Below are 25,148 nucleotides of genomic sequence, written 5' to 3' on the forward strand. Positions count from 1 at the left end.
TCGATTTCGACGACCGGGAGAGCGGACAGGTCAACTCTCGTCGGATCCACCTAGCCCCCATTGAATCTGTTATTCGTCAACTTTGTTACATGGCATGGAATCCACCGTCCAACTGCTTGGCTTCGGTGGTTGGACACCACGATCCCGTCCAGCACGGGTCCTGGCCGCGCGGAGGGCGTCCTCGACGGTGAGGACTACTCGAACGCCGCCTGCGGACCCGCGTGAGCGGGCGGTCTCCGTGTTGTCCCGGATGACCGGCGGCAGCGTGCACTTCGACGAACCATCGAGGCGGCAGGACACATCCTGCTTTCACCCCGAACAAAGCTTTCCTCAACATTCGCTCAGCGACTTCAGTCCAGCAAGGGCCGCACCAGGTCAGCCCGAAGATGCCGACACCCGACGCGAAGCGAGGATCTCGGAAGTTTTCATCCCTTGGCCTGGGAAGCGATTCGGGTCAGTGGTTCATCGGCCGGAATCTTTGACTGCATCGCAAGACTCGGTCGCCCCCCCTCGGTCCCAGCAAGTGCGCGGCCCTATCAACCCCAGCGGGCCTCACACCACTTCAGCATGGCACGGCAAAACGCTGTCGGCAATTGACGAACAGCGTAATCCGCAGTGAAGAGAACGCTCAAGATCACTATTCGAAACTTCGGCTCCGGTATTGACTCGCTCGCCGAGGGTGCGTAGTGCTGTCGCGCACACGCTGGTCACAGACCTGCGGGTCGAACTCTTCCCGGGGCCGGTTAGTCCATCCGCGTGATCTTGTATTCCGGCGTGGGATGATCACCACCGTCCGCCAGTGTGTCGCCCTCCGGCACTTATTCACACGAACGGTCGAGCCGGGCTCTCCCAGCGGCAGGCCCGATACCACACACGGCCATTCCGGTTTGCGCCATCGCGGTGGTTCGCGCGCGGAATTCCGCGGCCGGACGACACGCGTGCGGGGTCACTCCGACGAAGTCGTCGAGAGCAAAGCGGTGGGTGCCAAGGTGGACAGGCACCTGAGCCGTCCACACCGTGGTGGCAGGCGGCAAACCCACGTTCCCCGCCTCTTCACCCGGGGAGGTGAGCGCGCACTGGACGATCCGGAGGGAATTCCCTTGTACACGGCCCGGACGGGCTACGCCGGCGAACGACGAGAGCGAACCTGTCGGATGACAGAAATGCCGCGGGTGCCCTCAGTGGCACCCGCGGCATCTCTGTCGTCCGACCGGGCGGACACCGGTCTCTTTCCCCGCCGCTACTCGATGGGGAAATCGAAATAGGTGTCCGGGTACGGCTCGTCCTTCAGGCTGTAGTGCCACCACTCGCACTCGTACGAGCTGAAGCCCGAGCCCTCCATGACCGCGCAGAGGTGCGCACGGTTCTTCGCGGCCTCTTCCGGCACACCCTCCGCACCGTGATGCGAGACGACGTCCATCAGGTCGTGGTCGCCGCCCATGTCGGCGAGCTCACCGGTGTCCAGGCGGTAGAGCGTCAGATCCACCGTGCTGCCCCGGCTGTGCCCGGACTTGGTGGCCACATAGCCCTGTTCGAACATCTCGGGCCGCTCGATGTTCGGGTAGTGCCTGGACTTCTTCCGGCCGTCTTCGGGCTCTTCCGCCCAGCGCATGAAGCGGTCCACGGCGCGCTGCGGGCGGTACCCGTCCCAAAGGAGCAGGCCGAAGCCGAGCTCCGCGGCCTTGTCCCGCGCCTTCTCCAGCGCCGCGCAGAAGGCACGCGTGCCGACGATGCGGTTCACCAGGTACCCGTCCACCGGCTTGCCGGTGAAGTTGTCCCACGTGGCGTACTTGGCGTCCCAGCGAATTCCGGGGACAACCTCGTCTACGAAGACGAAATCATCCTTCATTCGTCACGGCCCGCCAGGGTCAGCTTCACCAGCCGGTCGATCACGTCACCGAGCGAGAGGCCGGCGGCGGCCATCATCCGCGGGTAACGGCTGTACGAGGTCAGGCCGGGCAGGGTGTTGACCTCGTTGAGCACGACGCTCCCGTCCTCCTTGAGGAACAGGTCCACCCGCGCGAGCCCGCGGCAGCCCAGGGCGCGGTAGATGACCTTCGCCGTCTCCTGGACGAGGTCGCGCGACTCGTCCGGGATGTCGGCGGGGACGATGAAGCTCGAGTTCTCGGAGCCGGTCTCGGGGCTCTCCTCCTGGTGGATCTTGAAGAAGCCGTGGGTCAGCGCGACCCGGTCGACCTCGCCCGCGAACAGGTCCTCGTCGTTGCCCAGGATCGAGCAGCCGATCTCGCTGCCGATGACGGCCTCTTCGATCAGGATCTTCGCGTCGTACTGGCGCGCCTCCGCCAGCGCGGCGGGCAGCTCTTCCTTCGCGGAGACCTTGCTGACGCCGAACGACGAGCCGGAGCGGGCGGGCTTCACGAAGACCGGGTAGTTCAGCTGGTCCGGGTCGACGTCGTTGTCCGGCGTGACGATGTAGAAGGTCGGCGTCGCGATCCCCGCGCCGCGGACGACGGAATAGGTGAGGGCCTTGTCGATGCACATGACCGAGCTCGGGAGGTCGCAGCCGACGTAGGGAACGCCGGAGATCTCCAGCAGGCCCTGCATCGCGCCGTCTTCGCCGAACTTGCCGTGCAGGACCGGCAGCACCACGTCGAGGGCGATCGTCTCGTACTTGCCCTCGTCCAGGACGAGCAGGCCGTGCACACCGCGGTCCGGCGACAGGACGGCCGGGCGGACGTTCCCGTTCTCCCAATCCTCGGCGGGGCCGTCGCACAGCATCCAGGCACCGCTCTGGGTGATCCCGATGTAGAACGGCTCGTACTTCTCGAGGTCGAGGTTCTGCTGGACCTCGCGCGCAGATTTGATGGAGATAGGATGTTCTTCGGAAAGCCCGCCGAACAGAATTCCGATTTTCAGCCTACCCATACTACTTCCCGCTTTCGAATTGGAGACAATTGATGATGGAGTTTTCAACAGTGTCACTCAGCGCGTGGTCCGTGTAATAGGCGGTATGCGGACTGATGAGCACGTTCGGCAGTTTTTCCAACCGCAGCAACGTTTCGCTCTGGAGCGGCTTGTTCCTGCAGTCGGCGTAGAAGATCCCTTCCTCTCCTTCGACGACGTCCAGTGCCGCTCCGCCCAGCTTGCCGCTTTCCAGTGCCGAAATGAGGGCCTCGGTTTCGATGAGCGGACCACGTCCGGTGTTGATGATGTACGCGCCGCCCTTCATTTGCCCGATGTTCTTCCGGTCGAGCAGATGATAGGTATCGGTGTTGAGCGGCACATGGAGCGTCACGATGTCGCTCTGCTGCAGCAATTCGTCGAGAGGAACATAATCGGCCGACGCGGTCAGCAGCGTGTCGTAGGCCAGCACCCGGCAGCCGAAACCGCGCAGCCGGTCCAGGACGGCGACGCCGATACGCCCTGTTCCGACCACCCCGACGGTCAGATCGCGCAGCTCTTTCCCGCGCACCTCGTTCAGCCGGTAGTCGTGGACCTCGGTGCGGCGGATGATGGACTTGGCGTCGCGCACCGCCATGAGCATCAGCATCAGCGTGAAGTCGGCCACGCTGTCGGGCGAGTAGGCGACATTGCCCACGGTGATACCGACGCTCGCCGCGTATTCCACATCGATGTGGTTGAAGCCGATGCTCCGCGTGGAGATGTATTTCACTCCCGCTTTGCCCAGCGCGAGAAGAATGGAGTTCGTGACCTTGGTCTTGTGACCGATACTGATGCATCGGTTTCCGGAGACCAGATCGATATTGGCCTCGGATACCGGCGCGTCCACAATGGTCGGTGTTATGCCGAAACGAGGCGCCATCTCCCGAAACAAGGCGGCCTCGTCCTGTCCGCATCCATAAATCGTGATTCCCCTCGCCAAGACGGCCGAGGAGGAGGCGGACGCCAGCGATCCGGTGCGGGGGGCAGCTGATCGCGCTGGTTCGCTGTAGGTCATGCCCGACATTGTAGGCAGCGCGATGTCGCCGTCTCTTATGGGGTTTTCGCCACCCCGACAATAAGTTACCAACTGGTAGCGCCCAGTGCACACGATGTCGTTCACCTGCGCCGCACAGCTCTATCGCAGATCTTGCCCGCCCGCCCCGGGCGTCGAAACCGTCCCGTGACGGATGCCACAAAGCCACGCCGGCACGAGGTCGGCGAGGTCTTCCGGAGCGTCCGAACGACGACGACCCGGCGATTGGCAGTGCATAGACGGCTCGCGTCGGCGTCGCGGAGCGGCTACCTCCCCAGGTTACCTTGGCATCTCAAGGTAACCCACGTACCTTGGCCCATCAAGGTACGATGCGATCGTGAGGACACCCCGAGTGCGACGGACTCCCGAGGAGGCCAGGCGGCTGATCCTCGACACCGCGGCTTCACTGCTCAGCGAGTCCGGCGTCGCCGCCGTCCAGATGCGTGCCGTGGCCGCGCGGGTCGGCATGACCGACGCCGGCGTCGCCCATCACTTCGGCAACCGCGACAAACTGCTCGCCGAACTCCTCCGGCACGGGGGCCGCCGCCTTCGGGACGCGCTTCAGGACCTCCTCGCGAGCCGGCTGGACCACGACGCCGATCTGCTCGGGTTCGTCGAGGCTCTCCACGCTCTGTACCGGCATGGCTACGGCGAGCTCGCGGTGGCGCTGCACGCGGCGGGATGGCGCGATCCGGACAGCGGGGTGCTCGACCCGGTCGTCGACGCCCTCCACCGGCTCCGGCCACCCGGCGGTTCGCTCGACGACACCCGCCTCGCCGTCGCCGCCCTGCATCAGGCGATGGCCACGGAGGCCCTGTACGGGAGCGTTTTCCGGCGCAGCGCCGGGATCACCGGAGCCGCGGCGGACGATTCGGCCGCACAAGTGCGCTGGTGGGCGCGCCAGCTCCACCTCGCGCTCGGCATATTGAGGGGTACGGCAAACGTGGCGGACCGTGGCGAGCCTCGTGAGTGGTGAGGACGGTTAGAACCGTCCTCACCACTCACGAGAGCCGGCATGGCGCGGCCGCTCCTGGGACGGCAGCTTTCGCCCACGCCGGGTGATCTTCGGACGGTGACGCCCTGCCACCGTGGAACGGCCGATCGCCAGACCGTCTCCGGAGGTTGCCGCATGGTGCGAATATCGTTCGACGAGTTCCCGGCGATCCGGCTCCGCCGGCCGCGATGGGCACGCCACCGCCGGACAACGGGCGAGCGACGGGAAATCCGCCTCTTCTCGAGACGGCTCTCCACCGGCGCGCCACCGGTTCCGTCGCCGCCTCCCGCCCTGCCGGGCACCGGCGCGTCACTGCCCCGCGCGCTGGTGGTGCTGCTCGGTTCCGCCGCCGCGATCATCGTGCTGGCCGGACTGAAGGCCGTCGCTTGGCTCGCCGGGCCCGTGTTCCTCGCCCTCGTCATCGTGATCACCCTCGATCCGGTGCGAGCATGGTTGCGCGGCAAGGGTTTCCCGCGCTGGCTCACGGTCGCCGTCCTGGTCGTCACCGTCTACGCCGTGTTGCTCGTACTGTTCCTGGTGATCGTGGTGTCCCTCGCGCAGTTGTCCGCGCTGCTCCCCCGCTATGCCGGACAGGCCGACGAACTGCTCCGGGACGGAATGGCGTTCCTCGGCCGGTTCGGGATCGGAGATCCAGAGCTTCGAAAAATGATGTCCGCCGTGGACACCGGGAAGCTGATCGGTTTCGCCGGTTCCCTGCTCGCGGGTGTCGGCGGCCTGGTCACGAACCTGGCCTTCCTGTTCGCCCTGATGTTGTTCCTGAGTACCGAATCGGCGTGGGCCGGGCAACGGCTCGGACGGATCGCGAGCGATCGGCCTTGGGTGAGCGCGGCGTTGCGCCGTTTCGCCTTCGGCACCAGGAGGTACCTGATCGTGACGACGGTGTTCGGCGGACTGGTGGCGGCACTCGACGTCGTCGCGCTCGCTCTGCTCGGCATCCCGGCGGCCGTGCTGTGGGGCCTGCTGTCCTTCGTCACCAACTACGTGCCCAACGTGGGCTTCGTGATCGGTGTGGTCCCGCCCGCGCTCATCGCGCTCCTCGAAGGTGGCTGGCGGACCATGCTCGTGACCGTCGCCGTGTACATCCTGCTGAACTTCGTGGTGCAGTCGTTGATCCAGCCCCGGTTCGTCGCGGAGTCGGTCGGTCTGTCCACTTTGGTCACCGTACTGGCGCTCGTCTTCTGGACCTGGCTGCTCGGTCCGCTCGGCGCCGTCCTCGCCGTGCCGGCGACGCTGCTGGCCAAGGCCTTGCTCATCGACGTCGATCCGCGCGCCCGGTGGGCGGAGGCACTGCTGTGCGCGCCGAACCGGGAGAAGGACTGACCGGTGCGGTCAGGCCGTCTTCCGGAACCGGCCGGGGCGCGGAACACGGTCACCGGTGTGGCCTCCGGATCACCAGAGCTCTTCCGGGGCCTCGTCCCCGTGCACCAGTACCGCCCAGATCACCAGGACGTCGAGGGCGATGACGACCACGCCCCAGATCGGATACGCGGACAGGAACACCATCTGCGCCAACGCGTTGAAACCGGCGAGCACGGCGGTGACGATGCGGGCCCACGGAGCCCCGGTGAACAGCGCGCCCCCCGCGAACACCGCGAGGGCGCCGACGATCAGATGGACCCATCCCCAGGCGCCGAGGTCGAAGACGAGCAGCCCCGATGGGCCGAGCAGGTAGTAGTTCCGGTCGAACAGCGCGACCAGTCCTTCCACGGCGGTGAACAGACCGGCCATGATGGTGATCGACCCGGCGAACCAGATCCAGCCCGACCGCCGCGACCGGGAGGCGGCGGTATCCGGCGGGGACGGCGGCCCGGTGCCGGGCGCGGTGGTCCAGTGGTGCGCTCTTTCGCTCATGATTCCTCTTTCCGTGAGGAGGGCTGCGGACTCGGGTGATCGTGGCGCGTTCGCCGTGACGGCGGCCTCGCCCGTATCAGGTGAGATCGGGCTCCGCCGGAACCGCACCCGGGCTCATCCGGCGCGGGCGATGCGGGGCGGGGCGGCCCCGGAGCACAGTGCCGCTCGGACCACCGATTCCGGATCGAGGAGGACCGCATCATGAGTTCGCTGACCGTATGGGCCTTTCCCACCGCGGACGGCGCGGAGAACGCGCTCGCACTGCTGGAACGACTGCAAAAGCAACAGCTCATCTCGATCGCCGACGCGGCCTATGTCACCTGGCCCGAAGGCCGGAAGAAGCCGAAGACCAAGGACCTCGGCTCCTTGACCGGCGCCGGGGCACTGGGCGGTGGGTTCTGGGGGCTGCTGTTCGGCCTGATCTTCCTGGTGCCGCTGCTGGGGATGGCCGTCGGGGCGGCGGTCGGGGCGATCACCGGTTCACTTTCCCGCGTCGGCATCGACGAGGAGTTCATCGCCGCCGTCCGGACCCGCGTCACGCCGGGCACGTCCGCGCTGTTCGTGATGTCGGACGACGCCGTCCTGGATCGGGTCGCGGAACCCTTCAAGGAGACCGGTGCCATCCTGCTGACGACGAATCTCTCCGACGAGGAAGAGGCACGACTGCGCACCGCGTTCGGCGAGTTCCCTGTTCCCGGACGGCTCTGACCCGGTCCAGTCACCGGATGGCAGGTCCGTGAAGGCCTCTTCGAGGGACTCTGGGTCGCTCGAAGAGGCCTTCACGGACGCCACGGAACCTTCCCGGATCACCGCGTATCCGGAAAACCCCCGTCGCCGGTCTCCTGCGGGGTGAGTTCTCTGACCCGGTGCACGGACTCCACACGCATCCCGAGTGCCTCGAGCGTCCGCAGAATGCGCGAGATACTCCCCTGATCGGTGACGGTGCCGAAGACGATCATCTCCTTGCCGACCGGGACCACGAGCATTCCCTGGAAATCGTCCACCACCCTGTTCGCCTGTTCGGGGATTCGACCACTGCCCCGGAAGACGTAATTCGCTCCCGCCAACGATCCGCGTTGAGCCGGACTCGGCAGGCTCATCGGTTTCCCTTCCCCCTGCCCGCCCGCCCCGCCGAGAAGAACGTCGCGGCGAGCACAGCCAGATCGACCGCCAGCATGATCGACGACCAGATGTGCGACGGCAGGAAGAGCGACCGCGCGAGCAGGTCGAGACCGGCCCCGACGGCGAGCCGAGCCGAGGTCAGTGTGGCGAGGAAGGCGGCGAGCGAGAACACCACCGCCTCGGTGCCGACACGGCCGGTTCGCAGAACGTCGAGTACCACGAACTCGACGGGACCGACCCAGAACAACTGCATCGTGGCGAATGCGAGCGTCGGCCGATTTCCGGTTTTTTGCTTTCTCCATGAATCTCCACGAACTTTCACGGGGCACACGATTCTGTGCGCGGTCCTCCTTTTCCTCGCCCGGCGCGGGTGAGACGGCCGAATTGCCTGGCAGGATCCGCCTTGAGGATGTGAAACCGACCGCGAAGACGGGGCCGAAGACAAAGGTGACCATCCCGCGGCGAGGCCGCCGAACGCGTCGAACCCGCGAAGCCCGCTCGCCTCACCTGCCCAGGGTGAGGCGAGCGGGCCCTGGCTCCGGTCGAGTGAAGCGGACCCGACCGATCCGGTGTGAGGAGAGATCATGGCCTTGGCGAGCACGGACTACCCGTTCTCCGAGCTGATGTGGACGATGCTGGTGTTCTTCTGCTGGGTCGCCTGGTTCTGGCTGTTGTTCCTCGTCCTGAGCGACCTCTACCGCAGGCCCGGCGTGTCCGGCTGGGCCAAGGCGGGCTGGACGGTGTTCGTGCTGTTGCTGCCCTTCGTCGGTGTCCTGCTCTACCTGGGCACCCAGGGCAGGCACATGCGACCTCCGTCCGCAGTGGACAAAGATGCCGCGGAGCGGATCGCCGAGGCGAAACGCCTGCTGGACCAGGGAGCCATCGACGAGGAGGAATTCCGCGTCCTCAAGCGGAAGGCGCTCTCGTCTTGACCTCGCGGTGCCGCGGCCACCTCGGAACCACTTCACCCCGGGCGGATGAGGCGGTGCCCGCCCCGCCGGGACGACGGTGATCTCCGACCGCACCCGATGCCCGAGGAGGCACCATGCCCGAAACCGCGATCGCCGATCACGGCCTGATCGGCGATCTGCAGACCGCCGCGCTGGTCACCACCGGCGGGTCGATCGACTGGTTCTGCAGCCCGCGCTTCGATTCACCGTCGGTCTTCGGCGCGCTGCTCGACGACGAACGTGGTGGCCGGTTCCGCGTCCACCCGGCCGGGCAGTACACCAGCAGGCAGATGTACTACCCGGACACCGCGGTCCTGATCACCCGGTTCTCCAGCGCGGACGGGATCGGCGAGGTGGTCGACTTCATGCCCCCGTGTGACGGCGCCGCGACCGCCAAGCACCGGATCGCCCGCCTCGTGCGCTGCGTCCGGGGGAACGTCACCTTCGACATGGTGGTCGCGCCGCGTTTCGACTACGGCCGCCGTCCACACGAGGCGATCCTGTCCGGGCACGGTGCCGTCTTCGTGTCGAGTGAGCTGTCGCTGACGCTGCATCCGGTCCGCGAACCCGGCGATGAGCACCTCTCCGAGACGCGGATCGAAGGAAACGACGTGCACCTGCGGCTCAGCCTGGCCGCCGGACAGGTCCGGGGTGTCGTACTCGAGACGGACAACCCGGAACCGCCACGCGAGATCCGGCTCGGGGAGTTCACCGGCCTGTTCGAAGACACGGTGGGCTGGTGGCGCTCGTGGCTGGCCCGCTCCACCTACCGCGGGCGCTGGCGGGAGATCGTGACCCGCTCGGCGATCACCCTGAAACTGCTCACCTACCGGCCGACCGGCGGCCTGGTCGCCGCCCCCACCCTCGGCCTGCCGGAGGAACTCGGCGGGGAACGGAACTGGGACTATCGCTACACCTGGGTGCGTGACGCGTCGTTCTCCGTCTCCGCGCTGCTGGCCCTCGGCTTCACCGAAGAGGCGGCCCGGTTCGGCGGCTGGCTCGGCGACCGGATCCGCGAAGGCGGCCGCGAACGCGGCGAGGGCGGGCCGCTGGCCGTGCTCTACCGCGTGGACGGTGCGACGGACCTCCGCGAGGAGGAGCTCACGCACTGGTCGGGGTATCTCGGGTCGAGACCGGTCCGGATCGGCAACGACGCGGCGGGGCAGCTGCAGCTGGACATCTACGGCGAGGCACTGGACAGTGTCTTCACCGCCGATCTGGCGGGCTTCGGGCTGCCCCACCGGGGCTGGACCGCGGTCCGCTCGACGCTCGACTGGCTCGGACAACACTGGGACCAGCCCGAGGAGGGCATCTGGGAGACCAGGGGCGGACGCCGGTCCTTCACCTACGGCCGCCTGATGAGCTGGGTCGCCTTCGACCGCGGCCTCCGGATGGCGAGCACGCACGGCCGTCCGGCGCCGGTCGAGGACTGGACGTGGCAGCGCGACAGCATCTACGACCAGATCCTGAACCAGGGCTGGCACCGGACGCGGCAGGCGTTCGTCCAGCATTACACCGGGGACGAGCTGGACGCGTCGCTGTTGCGGATGCCCCGCACCGGTTTCCTCCCGTCACAGGACCCGCTGTGGCTTTCCACCCTCGACGCGATCGGGAAGGATCTGGTCATCGACAGCCTGGTGCACCGGTACGATCCGGCCGCGACCCCGGACGGCCTGGCGGGCACGGAAGGCACTTTCTCCTTGTGCAGCTTCGCCTATGCCGACGCACTGACCCGGGCAGGCAGACTGGACGAAGCGCGGGCGGCGTTCGAGAAGATGCTGACCTACGCCAACCACGTCGGTCTCTACGCCGAGGAGATCGCGCCGAGTGGCGAGCAACTCGGCAACTTCCCGCAGGCCTTCACCCACCTCTCGCTCATCGACGCCGCGGTCACCCTCGACGCCGCTTTGGGGTGATTGCGCGAGGATGCGGGGATGGGTTACCGGACCTGGATGCGGTACTTCACACCGTCCGCCGTGCACCGACGGCTGGGCCTGGTGTGCCTCGGTGTCGGGCTGCAGCACGGCGTCCTGCCCGTGGTGGGGCCGCGCGTGCTCGACCATTACGTGGCCGTCGTGGTGTCCAAGGGGCGCGGGTGGTTCGCCGTGGCGGGCGGGGAACGGCAGGAGGTCGTCGCGCCCGCCCTGCTGTGGCTCGTCCCCGGGGTCGGGCACCACTACGCGCCCGACCCCGCGCACGGCTGGGAAGAATGTTTCGTCGACTTCGACGGCAGCGCCGTGGACGCCTACGTGGAACTCGGCTACGTCACGCCCGGGACGCCGGTGGTGCCGCTGGGCGACGTCGAGGTCGTCCGCGACATCGTGAGCCGGATCGTGCGCTGCGCGCGAGGCGGCAGCCCGCTGGCACAGGTCGACGCTTCGGCGGCCGTGCATCACCTGCTGGTGGCCTTGCGGCGGGCCGGCGCCGACAGCACACCGAGCGGCGGATCCCTGCTGGAGGCGCTGGCGCGGGACGCCCTGCTGCCGATCAGTGTCGCGGAGATCGCGGCCCGCCGCGGCATGACGCTGCCCGAACTGCGTGCCGCCGTGCGCCGGAGCACCGAAACCGGCTTGAAAGATCACCTGCTGACCCTCCGCCTCAACCGCGCGAAGGAACTCCTGACCACCACGCGGATGCCGGTGCAGGAGGTGGCCCAAGCGATCGGCTACGAGGACGCCGCCTACTTCAGCAGGCTCTTCACCCGCCGGGTCGGCGTCTCCCCCGGGCGCTTCCGCGAGTCGCGCGTCCAGGCCGTCCCAGGCGGCTGGAGTTCGCGGATTCCTCCTCCCGACGACCCACCGTTGGTGCCCGACTGACCCTTGGACTTCCGCACGGCACCGCTTGGACTTTCCGCGCAATAAGTGCATGAACTTCGCTTGAAGTTGAGTGAAAGCGTTGACTTACGCGCAATAACGTTCATAACATCGGCGACCGCCCCGCCAACTGTGGTGCGGGTCACCCTTGGGAGAGAGTCATGCGGACCCTGCCTCTTCTCGGCGCCGCGGCGTTGGCCGTGGCGGCGACCACGGTGGTGCCGGCGTCGTCCGACGCCGCGCCGCCGGACGCGACGTACACCATCACGGTCGACGCCAAGAAGTCGTTCAGCCCGACCACCGACACCCCGGCGAGTAGCTATGTCGACAAAGACGGCACCTTCTACTTTCAGCAGGCGGCGGCCCTCTACGGAGCCGACCAGCCGCGCGAGTGGGATTTCTACAGCGGGCGCGATTTCGACAGCTTCACCAAGAACCCCATCAGCACAGCGGTGAACCCGGCCAACCCCGCCGACCGCAACGACGACACGACCTGGCGCTGCAACAACAGCCCCACCGGCAAGGAGTCCACCTACCCGCCCGCCGGGTCGGGCTACTCGCAGCGCAACTTCTGCGACCTCGTCGGCACCTGGGTCGATCCGGACACCGGCGACTGGTACGGCCTGATCCACAACGAGTTCACGCCCGAGCCGTTCGGCGCGTACTCGTTCTCGCACTACGACGCGATCGACATGGCCGTGTCGAAGGACCAGGGCAAGACCTGGACCATCAAGGACCACGCGATCACTTCGCCCTACAGCACGAAACGCGGTGACGCGGCGGCCTTCCCGAATCAGACGTTCGACTACGGCGACGGCGACCCGCGCCTGTTCGTCGACACCGCCTCCGGGTACTTCTACGTCTACTACGGTTCGCGCATCGTGCCGAAGGCGGGCGCCGGCGGGCCGATGACCGGGCTGGCGCACGTCGCCCGCTCGCCGATCTCGGCCAAGATGGCGTCCGGCTCGTGGCAGAAGTGGTTCGACGGCGGATGGACCCAGCCCGGCGTCGGCGGCCGCGAGAGCAACATGGTCCCCGTGTCCGCCCCGGGCGACACCGGTTACACACCCGTCGCGAACGACTACGACCCGGCCAACACCGGCAACGTCAGCCAGCAGATCGCCGCGGGACAGCTGCCGCGCAAATCGGATCTGTTCATCATGAACATCGCCTACAACGCGCATCTCGGTCTCTACATCGGCGCGCCGGAGGCCGTGGACAGCGTCGTCCCCCAGCGGTATTACGTGACCGACGATCTGACGACGCAGAAGTGGCGGCTGATCGGCGACACCGGGAGCTACACCAACCAGTCCTGGTACCGCTGGTTCGTCGACGCCGCGAACAAGACGAATTCGACCATCATCGGCAAGCAGTTCCGGTCGTACTGCGCGGTCGCCTGCTCGAACAACGCGGGCGGTGAGTACACCACCCAGACCATCACGTCCTCCGCGCCCGTACCGTCCCCTGTGGACACTTCGCGCAAGTACCGCATCGGCCTCGGCGACGGCCGTGTTCTGGCGCAGGGCACCGGAACCGCGACGACGTCGGTCGCGAGCACGACCGGATCCGACCGCGAGGCGTGGCAGTTCTCGTCCGACGGCGACGGCTCGTACCGCGTCACCAACGCCGCCACGGGCCAGTTCCTCGGCGTCGACGCCGCGCAAGCGGGCCGGGCATGGGGCGCGAAACCCACCGTGACGTCGTCCTCGACGGTGGGGCAGCAATGGTTCGTCATTCCGTCCACTGTGGACAAGGGAACCTTCCGGCTGGTGAACCGCTACAGCGGGCTTGTGCTCGGCCTTTCCGGCAAGGCCTCGCGACCGGCGGAGACCACCCCGCTGCGCTCCTGGACCGACACCACCGGGAACGCCGTCGGAGGTGGCCGGAGCGCGGCCGAGCAGACACTGAAGTTCACCGACGCCGGCGCGGGCACTCTCGACGGCGTCCACACCCTGGCGGCGTCGGGCAAGAACCTCGACGACCCGGACTCGTCGACGGCCACCGGCACGCCTCTGATCACCTGGACGCCGAACCAGGGCGCCAACCAGAAGTGGCTGTTCACCAGGCAGGCCGACGGTTCCTACACCCTGACCAACACGCATTCGAAACTGTGCGCCGACGTCGAAGGCGGAGCCACCACCGCGGGCGCGCGCGTCATCCAGTGGACGTGCACCGGCGCGGCCAACCAGCGCTGGACCGCGGCGAAACAACCCGACGGCACCTACAAGATCGCCAGCGTGCGCTCCGGCCTGCTCCTGACCACGGCGTCCACTTCGGACGGTGCGGCCGTGACGCAACAGGCCGACGCGGGCTCCGCGCTCCAGTCGTGGTCGATCGGCTGAACCGGGTGGCCCACTCCTCCGGGGGTGGGCCACTCTCGCGGCCGGGTTGCGTCTGTGTGGCACATCACACTCTCACTGCACGTCCTTGATCCGCAACCGTCTCCCTTCATGAGAGCACTTTCGGTGAAAAGTTCACCGAAAGCGTGGAGGGAGAGCATCATGAACCACACCGGCATCGTCCGTACCGCCACCATCACCGGCGTCGCCGCCGCGCTGAGCCTGACCGCCGTCGTCCCGGCGCTGGCCGGCCCGCTGAGCGATCCGCTGACCGCGCCTTCCGGCGGCCCGGTCACCACCGTGGCCGACCTCGACGGCGACGGCGAGATCGAGACCGTCACAGCCCAGCTCACCGGCGACAACGACCAGGTCGTCTCCGCCACGGTGAACGGCACCTTCACTTCGATCCACCTCGGCGCCGACAGCTCCGTCCCGCTCGAGGCCCCGCGCGTCACCGACCTCAACGGCGACGGCCGCGCCGAACTGATCGTCACCCAGTCCGTCGGTGCCAACACCACCTTCTTCACCGCTCTGCACTACGACGGCCGCAACCTCAGCCAGGTCGTCGACAACGACAGCAAGCCGCTGTCGATCGCCGAAGGCGGTGGCATCGCCGCCCACCTGGGTTACCAGTGCACCCCGCTCGAAGGAGGCGGCCGCACCTTCGAAACCGTCGCCGCCGAAGCCGACGACGTCGGCGCCGACCCCCTCACCTACTCGGGCACCCGCACCGTCTACACCCTTCGCGACGGCGCGCTGACCACCCGGAACACCATCCCGATCACCAGCCGCCCGGTGACCGACCCGGTGCTCGGCACCGACGCCGCGAGCTGCGACCAGGCCGGGAGCTGACTCCGTCTGGAGCTGGCACGGTCGGCCACCTCGCGTCTATGAAGGAATTAGGACGTTGAGCGTCCTAATTCCTTCATAGACGGTCCCGATACCCGAAACGCCACTCAGGACCAGCTGTACCGGCTACGGGGCGTAGGTCAGGCAATTGGCGGCATGGTCGCCATCACCCGGCCCGACACGGACACTCGACGCGGTGCATTCCAATGCGGAATTGTGCCGGCAATCGGCGCGGGAGCAGGCTCCCACCTGCGCGGTCACTCGATCGAGTCCGCCTTTGGTGTTGAGCGGGACGAACGTTCCGCAATCGGCCGATCCGTTGCCGCCTCCCACCGTGATGGCGAAAGCATGACAGCCGTCGTGATTGTACGAGCAGCCACTGACCGTGCATTCGTGGACAGCGGGCATTTCAGTGGTGGTCATAACGACTCCTGTACTTCGTGGTGGTGGTGTCGTTCGGTATGACCAGGGTTACACCGCCTCGCTCCCGGGGCAATTCGGAAAAATTCATTCACGTCCGGCGCGAGGTCGTCGAAGCCGTGGAAGGCGCCGCTCCAGACGTGCAGTTCCGCCTCTCCCCCGGCGGCCCAGATCGCACGGGCGGGGGCGGCATACGGTGAGACATCGGGGCACCTCGCCGGTCCCCGAGGACCATCGTCCACGCCGTCAGGTTGCCGGTCCGATCCCAGCCGCCGACACCGTCGTACCGGCGCGCGTCGAGGCGGGAAGACGCACGGATACACAGCAGTACATCCGCCGCTCCCGGCTCCATCGACGTCATGCGGCTCGAGAACGATGATCACCGGCTGTCTCCGCGCTCGATTTCCGGGGGTTGACCAGGCGACGAACGGGTATCCAGCGGCGTGAGCCGAGTAAGAAACAGAACGCGCGGCCTCACCGCCCACTGGAGGCGGAGAGGCGGCGCTCTGGCGCTGATCTGGACGCTGATCACCCTCGGCCTGGCCACGATGCTGTGGATGTCGGGCTTCCGTGCGTGGCCGGTGTACCTGACGGCGATGCCGGGCGCCGTCGTTTCCGTCCTGCTGTGGATCGGCGTCGCGCGCACCCGCCGTGGGAGGGCCGCCGAAAAGCAGCCGAGCGGTTGAGCCCCTTGAAGTAGTCACCGGCCTTCTTCTCCGCCGCCGCGATCATGCCGGCGGTGCGCTTGTCGATCGTCTTGCCGAACATCGCGCCGGTTGCCACCCGATCTCTGACCGTGTGGATTTCGGGACGTCAGATGTCCCGGAATCCACACAGTCCCGCCACACCAGGCAGCGCATGGTGATGCCCCTTCATGTACCGGCGCACCGCGAAAACACCTCGATCGGCCGGAAAAGTACGCTAGCCGACGCTTTCCGGGATGCCTACGCTGAATTCCGCGCACGGGAACCACAAATGTCCTCGGGAGTCTCCGATGAGAGCAACGAGAATCGTGTTCTGCGCCCTGTTCGCCCTCGGCGCCGCATGCCTTTCACCGGCGGCATCGGCGTCACCGGCGGCATCGGCGGGGCAAAACGCGTTCACCCTGTCCAGTGGCGCCTTCGCCGACGGCGGTCTCATGCCCAAGGTCCACGAGTGCACCAGCGGTGGCGGGCACGACCCGGCCAAGAAGAACGAGTCGCCGCCGCTGGCCTGGTCGGGTGCCCCCGCCGCGGCCAAGAGCTACGCGATCGTCATGCGCGACCTCGACAACGCCAACCTCATCCACTGGGTCATCTACGACATCCCGGCGACCACGGCTTCGCTCCCCCAGAACGTCCAGCACGTCTACCGGCCCCCGGTGCCCGCCGGCTCCAGGCAGGTCTACTACCGCGGGAGCGCGAGTCTCTACGGCTACCAGGGTCCGTGCTCGCCTTCGACCGTGAACACCTACGAATTCGTCGTGCACGCCCTCGACCAGACCTCGCTCACCGGCCTGAACTCCGGTTCGTCGACGCAGGCCGCCGCCAGGGCGATCACCGCGGCCTCGATCGGCTCGGCGAGGATCACCGGCGAGTCGTAAGACCCCTGGTCACCCGTGGCAAAATCGGCCCAATGCGGATCGGGATGCTGGGGCCCTTCGAGGTGCGTACGGACGACGGCGGCCTCGTCGACGTGCCGGGCGCCCGGTTGCGCGGGCTGTTGATCGCCCTCGCGCTCGAACCGGGCCGCGTGGTCCCGAAGGCGACGCTCGTCGACTGGATCTGGGGCGAACAGCCGCCGGCCGACGCGACGAACGCCTTGCAGCGCCTGGTTTCCCGGCTGCGGAAAGTGCTGCCGGAAGGGGTCGTCGAGGGACAGACGGACGGCTACCGGCTGAAGGTGGACGCCGACGCCGTGGACACCGTGCGGTTCGAGCGGCTCATCGACCAGGCCCGCGGCGAGGAGGAGCCGAGGAAGCTGCGTGAGGCCCTCGCCCTGTGGCGCGGCGCGGCGCTGCAGGACGTCGGCCTGCAGGACAGCGGCGCGTTCGACGCGGCGGTCACCCGGCTCGAAGGGCTTCGCCTGACGGCGCTGGAGGACCGGTTCGACGCGGAACTCGACCTCGGCCACGGCGCGAAACTGGTCACCGAATTGACCGACCTGGTGGCCGCGCATCCGCTGCGCGAGCGGATCGTCGCCGCGCTGATGCGGGCCCTCGCGGCGACAGGCCGCGACACCGAAGCGCTGCTCGTGTACCAGCGCACCAGGGAAGCCCTGGCCGACGCGCTCGGTGTCGATCCGTCGCCGGAGCTGTCCGCGGTACACGTCGCGCTGCTGCGCGGTGAGCTGGGACGCCGCGAAGAGAACCGTAAGACCAACGTGCGCGCCGAGCTGACCAGCTTCGTCGGCAAGGACACCGACGTCGCCAAGGTCCGCGAACTCGTCGGCGAACACCGGCTCACCACCCTGATCGGGCCTGGCGGTTCGGGAAAGACCAGGCTGGCCACGGAAACCGCGCGCACCGTGCTTCCAGACCTGCCGGACGGGGCGTGGCTGGTGGAACTCGCGGCCATCGGCCCGGACGGAGACAAGGGAGGCGGGCCCGAAGGGCAGGGGGGCGGGAACAACATCGCTCAAGCGGCGCTCGCCGCGCTCGGCCTGCGGGACGCACTGCTCGGCGACTCACCGAACGCCGAACCCGCCGAGCGGGTCATCGCCGCGATCCGCGATCGGGAAGTCCTGCTGATCCTCGACAACTGCGAGCACGTGATCGAGGCGGCCGCCGCCTTCGCCCATCGAGTGCTCGGGGAATGCCGTCGTCTCCGGATATTGGCGACGAGCCGGGAGCCGCTCGGCATCACCGGCGAGGCGTTGTGGCACGTCGTGCCGCTGGCCGTGCCGGACCGGAACGCCGGCCCCGGCGAGATCGAATCCTCCCCCGCCGTCCGGCTGCTGCGGGACCGGGCGAGCGCGGTGCGCAAGGATTTCGTGGCCGACGAGGCCACTTTGTCCACGATGGCGCGCGTGTGCCGGATCCTGGACGGGATGCCGCTGGCGATCGAACTGGCCGCGGCCAGGCTGCGGACCATGTCCATCGAGCAGCTCGCGAACCGGCTCGACGACCGGTTCCGCCTGCTCACCGGTGGCAGCCGGACCGCGCTGCCCCGGCACCGGACGTTGCGCGCCATGGTCGACTGGAGCTGGGAGCTGCTGTCCGACGCCGAACGGACGGTCCTGTGCAGGCTCTCGGTGTTCTCGGGCGGGGCGAGCCTGGACGCGGCCGAGCGGGTCTGCGCCGACGAGGCCGTCGAACAGTACGAAGTCCTCGAATTGCTCACCGCGCTGACCGAGAAGTCGCTGCTGGTCGCCGCGGGCGACGAAGCGCCGCGCTACCGGATGCTCGGCACGATCAGGGAGTACGCCGCGCAACGGCTCGACGAGGCGGACGGAACGGTGTTGGCGCGCCACGCGCACCTCACGTACTTCACCGAACTCGCCGAGGCCGCGGAGCCGATGCTCCGCCGTGCCGAGCAGCTGGATTGGCTCGCCACACTGAATTCCGAGCACGACAACATCACTTCCGCGATGCGCGGCGCCCTCACGGCGGGCGAAGCACCGGAGGCGATGCGGCTCGCGGCGGCCTGTGGCTGGTACTGGTGGCTCAGCGGGCACCGCGCGGAAGGCATGGAGCTGGTCAGTGCGGCCGTCAAGACGCCGGGCGAGGTGCCGGAAGAGGTCGCGGCCGTGGTGTACGGGCTTGTCTCGCTGTTCGTGAGTTCCGGTTTCGCCGACGAACACACCGCGGCGAAGTGGATCCACGAGTCGTACCGGCTGGGCACGCGCACCGAAAAGAGGCACCCGCTGCTGGGGCTCGTCGCCGCGCTGGAGCGCATGCTCACCGGATCGGACGCGCTGTCCGCGTGGGAACCGGTGCTGGCGGACGAGGACGCCTGGGTCCGTGCGCTGGCCAGGCTGCACCTGGGCAAGATGCGGGTCACGCTCGGCCATCCCGGCCGGGACGCCGACCGCTACCTCGAACAGGCGCTCAGCGAGTTCCAGACGATCGGCGAGCGATTCGGGATCTCGTTCGCCCTGACCGAACTGGCGGACCGGATCGCCACCCGCGGCGAGTTCGCCACCGCGTGCGAGTACTACGAGCAGGCGATCACGGTGGTGACCGAGGTCGGTTCGATGGAGGACCTGATCCGGCTGCGGTCCCGGCAGGCGCAGCTGTTCTGGTTGATGGGCGACGAGGAGGCCAGCGCGGCCGCCGCGGCCGATGCGGAGCGGCGCGCCGAGCAGGTCACGTGGCCGGGCGCGCTGGGCATGTTCGCCCTCTCGCAGGCGGAACTCGCCCACTGGCGTGGCGAAACCGAGGAAGCGGCGAAGCAACTCGCCTTCGCGACGACCGTGATGGGCGACGAAGCGGGCCTGGGACACGTCCGCGCCATCAGCCACGACCTGCTGGGCTACTTCGCGGACGATCTCGGCAAGTCCCGTGAACACCGGGAAGCGGCCTGGCAGGCGGCCGCCGAGGTGCGGCACGTGCCCCTGATCGCCCACATGCTCGTCGGGGTCGCGGATCTGGCCCTGCGCCGGGACGATCCCGAACAGGCCGCACGGTTGCTCGGGGCGGCCGACGAACTGCGCGGGCTGCCGGACCGGTCACGTCCGGACGTGACCCGGATCGAACGGACAGTGCTGCGCCGCCTCGGCGAAGCGAAGTTCGCGGAGGCGGCGCGAGAAGGCACCGTGGCGGACTGGAAACAGCTGGCCGAGGTCACGCTCGCTTCTTGAACGTCGAGGACGCCCACAGGTACCCGGCGAGCGCGATCCCGGCGCACCACCCGAGGGCGGGGAACACGTCGCCCGCGGCCGGTGCACCGTCGAGAAGCCCGCGCAGGGTCTCGATGATCGGCGTGAAGGGCTGGTACTCCGCGAACTCCCGGAGCCCGGGTCCCATCTTCTCCGCGGGCACGATCGCGCTGCTGAAGAACGGCAGCATGACCAGCGGAACCGAAGCCATGCCCGCGGTTTCCGGGGATTTCGCCGCCAAACCCAGCGCGACCGTGAGCCAGGCAGCCGCGAAACCGAGCAGTACGACGATCCCGGCCACGCCGAGCCAGTCGAGGAAACCGGCCGCCGGGGAGAACCCGAGCAGGAAGGCCACCCCGGTGAGCGCCGCGATGGCGACCAGGTTGGTCAGCACGCTGGCGATGACGTGCCCGGTCAAGACCGCGCCGCGGGAGACGTCCATGACCTTGAACCGGTTGATGATGCCCTTGGTCATGTCGGAGTTCACCGCCGTCGCGGTGGCCCCGAGCCCGTAACAAACGGCCAGCAGCATCAATCCCGGCGTGGCGTAGTCGATGTAGTCGACACCGACGCTGAACGCGTCTCCGAAGACGTACACGAACATCAGCATCATCAGGACCGGCATCAGGATCGCGTTGAACACCGAGGTCGGGTTGCGGACGAGGTGCTTGAAGTTGCGGCGCAACATCACCGTCGAGGGGGATTTCACTTCACTGCCTCCGTGTCGTGGCCGGTCAGGGCGAGAAAAACGTCATCGAGATCAGGGGTGTGGACGGAGAACTCTTCGGCGCCGATCGAGTACTCGTCGAGCCGGTCCAGCAGCGAGCGCAGGGATTTCGTCCCGGCGTCGCTGGGGACCCGCAGGGCGAGCGCCTCGTCGTCCCGGGTGGCCCCGGGGAAGATCCGCGCCGCCGCGTCGAGTTCGGCGGCGGTGGTGAACCGGAGCCGGACGTGCGTGCCGGGCATCCGGCGTTTGAGTTCGCCGGGAGTGCCCTGGGCGACCAGGCGGCCCTGGTCGAGGACCGCGATCCGGTCGGCGAGCTGGTCGGCTTCTTCGAGGTACTGGGTGGTGAGGAAGACGGTCACGCCGCCCGCAACCAGCTCGCGGATGATCGACCACATCGTGCGACGGCTGCGCGGGTCCAGTCCCGTGGTGGGCTCGTCGAGGAAGATGATCCGCGGATCGCCGACGAGCGTCATCGCCAGATCCAGTTTCCGGCGCATGCCCCCGGAGTAGGTCGACACCGGCTTGCGCGCCGATTCCACCAGGTCGAAGCGTTCCAGCAGCTCGGGCACGACCCGTTTGCCCGCGGGGCCGCGGCTCAGGTCCACCATCAGCCGCAGGTTCTCCTGGCCGGTCAGCAGTTCGTCCACCGCCGCGAACTGGCCGGTGACCCCGATCGCCGCGCGCACCGCCTTGGCCTCGGTCACGATGTCGTGGCCGTCGACCTTGGCCGTCCCGCCGTCGGCCTTCATCAGGGTGGTCAGCAGGTTCACCGTCGTGGTCTTCCCGGCCCCGTTCGGGCCCAGAAGGGAGAAGATGGTGCCCGACTGGACTTCGAGGTCGATACCGTCGAGCACGACCTTGTCGCCGAAGGTCTTTCGCAGTCCGGAGACCGCGATCGCTGTGTCGTTCATGGGGACCACACTGGGCGGCCGTGCTGACACGCCCCCGCCACGCCGCTGACACGGGTGGTGTCAGCGGCGTGTCAGCCGGATGTCAGGCCCGCCGGTGAGAGTGGTCGTCACAACCACCACGAAAGGCGAAGCGATGACTCAGACGGTTCCCGTCCCGCAGGGCCTCCCGATGGAGCGCGACGCGGGTCCCTTCGACCCGCCCCGCGAGATCACCCGGCTGCGCGAGGCCCGCCCCGTGAGTCCCATGGTCTTCCCCGACGGTCACGAGGGCTGGCTGGTCACCGGTTACGACGAGGTCCGGCAGCTGATGGCCGACACCCGGTTCAGCTCGCGCCAGGACATCGGCATCCTCCACGTGCCGTACGAGACGCCGGGGATGCCCGTCCAGACCGAACCTTCCCCGCCGATGCCGGGCATGTTCGTCGCCATGGACCCGCCGGATCACGGCCGGTTGCGGAAGCGGCTCACCGGCGCTTTCACCGTCAAACGGATGAAGCAGCTCGAAGATCACATCATCGAGATCACCGAACGGCAGCTGGACGCGATGGCCGATCTGGTCCCGCCGATCGACCTGGTCAAGGAGTTCGCACTGCCGGTGCCGTCGCTGGTGATCTGCGAACTGCTCGGCGTCCCGTACGAGGATCGGGAGAACTTCCAGGCGAACTCCGCTCAGCTCATGGTCAGGGACCAGACGCTGGAGGAGAAGATGGCCGCGTTCATCGGGATGAACACGTTCCTCACCGAACTGGTCACGCGCAAACGCGAGACGCCCGGCGACGACATCCTGTCCGACCTCGGCCGCCACGACGACCTCACCATCGAGGAGCTGGCGGGCGCCGCCTTCCTGCTGCTGCTCGCCGGTCACGAGACCACGGCGAACATGCTGTCGTTGGGCACCTTCGCGCTTCTCGAGCACCCCGAGCAGCTGGCCGAACTGCGTGCCGACGCGGAACTTCTCCCTGGCGCCGTCGAGGAACTGCTTCGCTACCTGTCCGTCGCCGACATCTTCTTCCGCTACGCCACGGAAGACCTGGAGCTCGGCGGCGAAACGATCCGCGCGGGGTCGACCGTCGTCATCTCGCTGCTGGCCGCGAACCGCGATCCGCGGCGTTTCGAGAACCCCGGCACCTTGGACCTCCACCGCAATGCCCGCGGCCTGCTGTCCTTCGGGCACGGAATCCACCAATGCCTCGGCCAGCAGCTGGCGCGGATCGAGATGCGTGCGGGTTTCGAGGGATTGCTGCGCCGCTTCCCGACGCTCGCGCTCGCCGTTCCCGCCGACGAGGTCAAACTCAAGACCGACATGAACATCTACGGCGTCCACGAACTTCCGGTCACCTGGTGAGCGCTCGTGAGTGGTAAGGACGGTTAGAACCGTCCTTACCACTCACGAGTTTTAATCCTTGAGCCACTCCAGCAATTCCACCTTTCCGTTACCCTTCGCGCCGGTCTTGTGAATCGACGGATTGACGGAACCCTCGACGTAGTAGGACGCGCCGGCTCCCCCGCCGCCTCCCGCCGAGTCGTTGGTGCCCGACTTGCCGCCCCCGCCTCCGCCTCCGCCCTTCAGCGCGTACCCCGCGCCGCCGCCACCGCCGCCACCGGCTGTCGACGCTCCGGGCGCCCCTTGGCCGTTGTCGCCCTTGGACGTCTTCGCGGTACCACCGCCTCCGCCGTCGCCGCCCACACCGAGCGTCCCGCGTTCGCCCTTGTCGCCGTTGTGCGGCTTCTCGTCACCCGCACCGCCGTCGCCACCGCGGGCCACCAGCGATCCGCCGCCGGCACCGCCTCCGCCGCCCGCCACGATCAGGGGCACGTCACCGCGGCAAACCGCGCTCGATCCGCCTCCGCCACCGCCGTTGCGGCCGGACACGGTTTCCCCGGAGCCGCCTCTCCCGCCGGTGGTGAATCCGGAACCGCCGGATCTCCCCGCCTGTTCGCCGACATGGATCGTCAGTGTCTCGCCGCCTTTGACCGGCACCGTCGCCTCGACCTCGGCACCGTGGCCGGGACCGCCGGAATCCGCGTTGCCGTGCCCTCCCTGCCCTCCTCGCAGCTTGAAACGGGCCCGCTTAGCGTCCGCCGGGACGTGGATTTTCTGTTCGCCTTCAACGGCTTCGAAGATGTGCGTGGTCACGGTCTCCGTCATGATTCCTCCTGGATTTCCGCCGGACACCCAGTCTGGAATGCGCGATTCGTCGGCCGATAGTGCACGATCGGGCACGAAAAGACTTCGCTGCGTTCGCGACCGCCTCCGTTTGTACCAGCGTGGAGCAGCACCGCTATACCTTCGTGTAATGACCGAGATTCGCGGCGGGCTTCCGCGCCCGTTGTGACCTCGTCCCGCGAACCGCCGGACGATCGGCCGGCGTTCACCGACGAGCATCGGACCCCGACTTCCGGGGGTAGCTGGACTCGCGCGGCCGGTTGGCCGCGGGGCTCGGCGCCGGAAGCACGTCGCGAAAGCCACTTTCAGGACACAGGACGTCGCGAACGTGGCTTTCGCGACATGGCCGCGGGGAGGCCGGGCACGCGGTGAGACGTCGGTCCGTTCGAACGCCACTTACCACTCATGACCCGCGCGACCACTCACGAGCCTCAGGCGGGATCGGACAGGATCCCGTTCACGTAGGTCCCCGGGTGCGTGGCGGCGTCCTGCCGCAGCACGGGAAGATCCGACGGCCAGTTCACGGTGAGCGGCTGGGTCTGCCCCGGCGGGATGGTCGTCACCCGCGTCGGCGTCCACGTGGCCGAACCCTCGGCGGGCTTCAGGATCGTGATGGTCGCGGTCGCGGTGGACCCCGCGGGAACGTCGTTGTACTTCACGCCGTTGTCGACCCGGGGCAGGTGGTAGACCGGACCGTTCGGGTCTCCGGGACCGTTCAGGTCGACACCGGGCACGCCGTACAACGCGCACGTCCGGGACGAAGTGTTCTTGTAGGTCAACGGCACGTCGACCTGACCCGGCGAGTTCGGGCTCGGCTTGGGTGCGCCGAGCGCGAGCGAAAGATCCGTTGTGGCACAACGGGGAGTACTACCCGATCCCACCTGCTTCCCCGTGGTGGCCGTCGGCTTCGACGCTCCCGTTCCCCCGTTCGGCGCCGCCGTGGTGGCGGTGGGCGCGGAAGTGGCGGTCGGCGCGACGGACGTTTCGACACCGCCGCCGGCAGGTGCGAAGGCTTGCGGGGCGGCGGTGGGGGTTCCGGGGTTGCTGCAGGCGACGACGGCGAGTACACCGGCACAGGCCGCGATTCCCTTGGCGACCCGTGCGATGTTCGGTCGAATCTTGCGGTGGCTCATCGTCTTCTCCCCGTCGGTCCCTGCTCGCTGTGGATCATTCACCAAGCAAGATGCCCGACGGGGACGGAAAGATGCGTCACGATGACGCTGCTCTCACCAAAGCAACCTCAGCGGTCG

General features: G+C 67.9%; 23 protein-coding genes and 1 pseudogene. 12 read left to right on the plus strand and 12 right to left on the minus strand.

Translation table 11 applies throughout. The features are described 5' to 3' along the window. Positions 1 to 1,240 precede the first annotated feature (1,240 nt). Genes vanX through vanH form a run of 3 tightly spaced genes read right to left on the minus strand, consistent with a single transcriptional unit; the run spans position 1,241 to position 3,919 of the window. Positions 1,241 to 1,849 (minus strand): D-Ala-D-Ala dipeptidase VanX, encoded by a 609-nt coding sequence (gene vanX, locus H074_RS31625; protein ID WP_007034156.1) that lies wholly within the window; start codon positions 1,847 to 1,849, stop codon positions 1,241 to 1,243. Next, the gene (gene vanA-Ao2, locus H074_RS31630) at positions 1,846 to 2,886 is read right to left on the minus strand and encodes a D-alanine--(R)-lactate ligase VanA-Ao2 (protein ID WP_007034157.1); all 1,041 of its coding nucleotides are present in this window, start codon (positions 2,884 to 2,886) and stop codon (positions 1,846 to 1,848) included. The genes vanX and vanA-Ao2 overlap by 4 nt, the downstream gene beginning before the upstream one ends. Position 2,887: 1 nt before the next feature. Then, positions 2,888 to 3,919: a VanH-AOV family D-lactate dehydrogenase gene (gene vanH, locus H074_RS31635; RefSeq protein WP_083920529.1), complete on the minus strand. Its 1,032-nt coding sequence runs from the start codon at positions 3,917 to 3,919 to the stop codon at positions 2,888 to 2,890. A 355-nt stretch (positions 3,920 to 4,274) separates the two neighbouring features. Here vanH and H074_RS31640 point away from each other — a divergent pair, with 355 nt between their 5' ends. Together H074_RS31640 and H074_RS31645 are read left to right on the plus strand one after the other, a co-directional pair. Beyond that, positions 4,275 to 4,913 (plus strand): TetR/AcrR family transcriptional regulator, encoded by a 639-nt coding sequence (locus H074_RS31640; protein WP_235096921.1) that lies wholly within the window; start codon positions 4,275 to 4,277, stop codon positions 4,911 to 4,913. Between the two features lie 153 nt (positions 4,914 to 5,066). Beyond that, positions 5,067 to 6,272 (plus strand): AI-2E family transporter, encoded by a 1,206-nt coding sequence (locus H074_RS31645; RefSeq protein ID WP_007034160.1) that lies wholly within the window; start codon positions 5,067 to 5,069, stop codon positions 6,270 to 6,272. 69 nt (positions 6,273 to 6,341) lie between these two features. Here the strand turns inward: H074_RS31645 and H074_RS31650 are convergent, their stop codons facing one another. Next, positions 6,342 to 6,803: a DUF7144 family membrane protein gene (locus H074_RS31650; protein ID WP_007034161.1), complete on the minus strand. Its 462-nt coding sequence runs from the start codon at positions 6,801 to 6,803 to the stop codon at positions 6,342 to 6,344. Between the two features lie 201 nt (positions 6,804 to 7,004). Between H074_RS31650 and H074_RS31655 the strand changes: the two genes are divergently transcribed. Next, the gene (locus tag H074_RS31655) at positions 7,005 to 7,511 is read left to right on the plus strand and encodes a DUF1269 domain-containing protein (protein ID WP_007034162.1); all 507 of its coding nucleotides are present in this window, start codon (positions 7,005 to 7,007) and stop codon (positions 7,509 to 7,511) included. Between the two features lie 98 nt (positions 7,512 to 7,609). On the opposite strand, the gene H074_RS40430 is transcribed toward H074_RS31655, so the two are convergent. Both H074_RS40430 and H074_RS31665 read right to left on the minus strand, forming a co-directional pair. Continuing rightward, positions 7,610 to 7,903 carry a hypothetical protein gene (locus H074_RS40430; protein WP_051072044.1) on the minus strand — a complete coding sequence of 98 codons (294 nt, stop codon included), beginning with the start codon at positions 7,901 to 7,903 and terminating at the stop codon, positions 7,610 to 7,612. Continuing rightward, on the minus strand, positions 7,900 to 8,178 hold the full coding sequence (locus tag H074_RS31665) for a hypothetical protein (RefSeq protein ID WP_007034164.1): 279 nt from the start codon (positions 8,176 to 8,178) through the stop codon (positions 7,900 to 7,902). Before H074_RS31665 ends, H074_RS40430 begins: the two co-directional genes overlap by 4 nt. A gap of 331 nt (positions 8,179 to 8,509) precedes the next feature. Between H074_RS31665 and H074_RS31670 the strand changes: the two genes are divergently transcribed. The 5 genes from H074_RS31670 (at position 8,510) to H074_RS31690 (ending at position 14,879) form a co-directional block, all read left to right on the plus strand. After that, complete coding sequence (locus H074_RS31670) at positions 8,510 to 8,857, plus strand: SHOCT domain-containing protein (protein ID WP_007034165.1); 348 nt, start codon at positions 8,510 to 8,512, stop codon at positions 8,855 to 8,857. A 113-nt stretch (positions 8,858 to 8,970) separates the two neighbouring features. Beyond that, positions 8,971 to 10,791: a glycoside hydrolase family 15 protein gene (locus H074_RS31675; RefSeq protein WP_007034166.1), complete on the plus strand. Its 1,821-nt coding sequence runs from the start codon at positions 8,971 to 8,973 to the stop codon at positions 10,789 to 10,791. 18 nt (positions 10,792 to 10,809) lie between these two features. Further along, positions 10,810 to 11,691, plus strand: coding sequence for a helix-turn-helix domain-containing protein (locus H074_RS31680; RefSeq protein ID WP_007034167.1), 882 nt, complete (start codon positions 10,810 to 10,812; stop codon positions 11,689 to 11,691). Between the two features lie 158 nt (positions 11,692 to 11,849). After that, positions 11,850 to 14,030: an RICIN domain-containing protein gene (locus H074_RS31685; RefSeq protein WP_007034168.1), complete on the plus strand. Its 2,181-nt coding sequence runs from the start codon at positions 11,850 to 11,852 to the stop codon at positions 14,028 to 14,030. A 159-nt stretch (positions 14,031 to 14,189) separates the two neighbouring features. After that, a complete protein-coding gene (locus H074_RS31690) occupies positions 14,190 to 14,879 on the plus strand; it encodes an FG-GAP-like repeat-containing protein (protein WP_007034169.1) in 690 nt (229 codons plus the stop codon). Between the two features lie 123 nt (positions 14,880 to 15,002). On the opposite strand, the gene H074_RS39640 is transcribed toward H074_RS31690, so the two are convergent. After that, a complete protein-coding gene (locus H074_RS39640; RefSeq protein ID WP_007034170.1) occupies positions 15,003 to 15,299 on the minus strand; it encodes a DUF1540 domain-containing protein in 297 nt (98 codons plus the stop codon). After that, positions 15,296 to 15,597 (minus strand): annotated as a pseudogene (locus H074_RS41750) (hypothetical protein); the annotation flags it as partial. The pseudogene H074_RS41750 and the gene H074_RS39640, both read right to left, overlap by 4 nt. 142 nt (positions 15,598 to 15,739) lie before the next feature. Between H074_RS41750 and H074_RS31695 the strand changes: the two are divergent. The 3 genes from H074_RS31695 (at position 15,740) to H074_RS31705 (ending at position 20,075) form a co-directional block, all read left to right on the plus strand. Continuing rightward, positions 15,740 to 15,982: a hypothetical protein gene (locus tag H074_RS31695; RefSeq protein WP_039923752.1), complete on the plus strand. Its 243-nt coding sequence runs from the start codon at positions 15,740 to 15,742 to the stop codon at positions 15,980 to 15,982. Between the two features lie 308 nt (positions 15,983 to 16,290). Further along, positions 16,291 to 16,878: a YbhB/YbcL family Raf kinase inhibitor-like protein gene (locus H074_RS31700; protein ID WP_200865834.1), complete on the plus strand. Its 588-nt coding sequence runs from the start codon at positions 16,291 to 16,293 to the stop codon at positions 16,876 to 16,878. A 32-nt stretch (positions 16,879 to 16,910) separates the two neighbouring features. After that, positions 16,911 to 20,075: an AfsR/SARP family transcriptional regulator gene (locus H074_RS31705; protein WP_007034172.1), complete on the plus strand. Its 3,165-nt coding sequence runs from the start codon at positions 16,911 to 16,913 to the stop codon at positions 20,073 to 20,075. Here H074_RS31705 and H074_RS31710 read toward each other — a convergent pair. Both H074_RS31710 and H074_RS31715 read right to left on the minus strand, forming a co-directional pair. Then, positions 20,059 to 20,781: an ABC transporter permease gene (locus H074_RS31710; protein ID WP_420805407.1), complete on the minus strand. Its 723-nt coding sequence runs from the start codon at positions 20,779 to 20,781 to the stop codon at positions 20,059 to 20,061. The genes H074_RS31705 and H074_RS31710 overlap by 17 nt on opposite strands. A gap of 17 nt (positions 20,782 to 20,798) precedes the next feature. Then, the gene (locus tag H074_RS31715) at positions 20,799 to 21,731 is read right to left on the minus strand and encodes a daunorubicin resistance protein DrrA family ABC transporter ATP-binding protein (protein WP_007034174.1); all 933 of its coding nucleotides are present in this window, start codon (positions 21,729 to 21,731) and stop codon (positions 20,799 to 20,801) included. A gap of 133 nt (positions 21,732 to 21,864) precedes the next feature. Here H074_RS31715 and H074_RS31720 point away from each other — a divergent pair, with 133 nt between their 5' ends. Further along, the gene (locus H074_RS31720; RefSeq protein WP_007034175.1) at positions 21,865 to 23,076 is read left to right on the plus strand and encodes a cytochrome P450; all 1,212 of its coding nucleotides are present in this window, start codon (positions 21,865 to 21,867) and stop codon (positions 23,074 to 23,076) included. Positions 23,077 to 23,127: 51 nt separating this feature from the next. On the opposite strand, the gene H074_RS31725 is transcribed toward H074_RS31720, so the two are convergent. Both H074_RS31725 and H074_RS31730 read right to left on the minus strand, forming a co-directional pair. Continuing rightward, positions 23,128 to 23,880, minus strand: a complete 753-nt coding sequence (locus H074_RS31725; RefSeq protein WP_007034176.1) for a hypothetical protein — start codon at positions 23,878 to 23,880, stop codon at positions 23,128 to 23,130. Positions 23,881 to 24,329: 449 nt separating this feature from the next. Then, the gene (locus H074_RS31730; RefSeq protein ID WP_007034177.1) at positions 24,330 to 25,031 is read right to left on the minus strand and encodes a DUF4232 domain-containing protein; all 702 of its coding nucleotides are present in this window, start codon (positions 25,029 to 25,031) and stop codon (positions 24,330 to 24,332) included. Between the last annotated feature and the right edge of the window lie 117 nt (positions 25,032 to 25,148).

Origin of the sequence: Amycolatopsis decaplanina DSM 44594, from assembly GCF_000342005.1 — a bacterium.
GTDB lineage: Bacteria > Actinomycetota > Actinomycetes > Mycobacteriales > Pseudonocardiaceae > Amycolatopsis > Amycolatopsis decaplanina.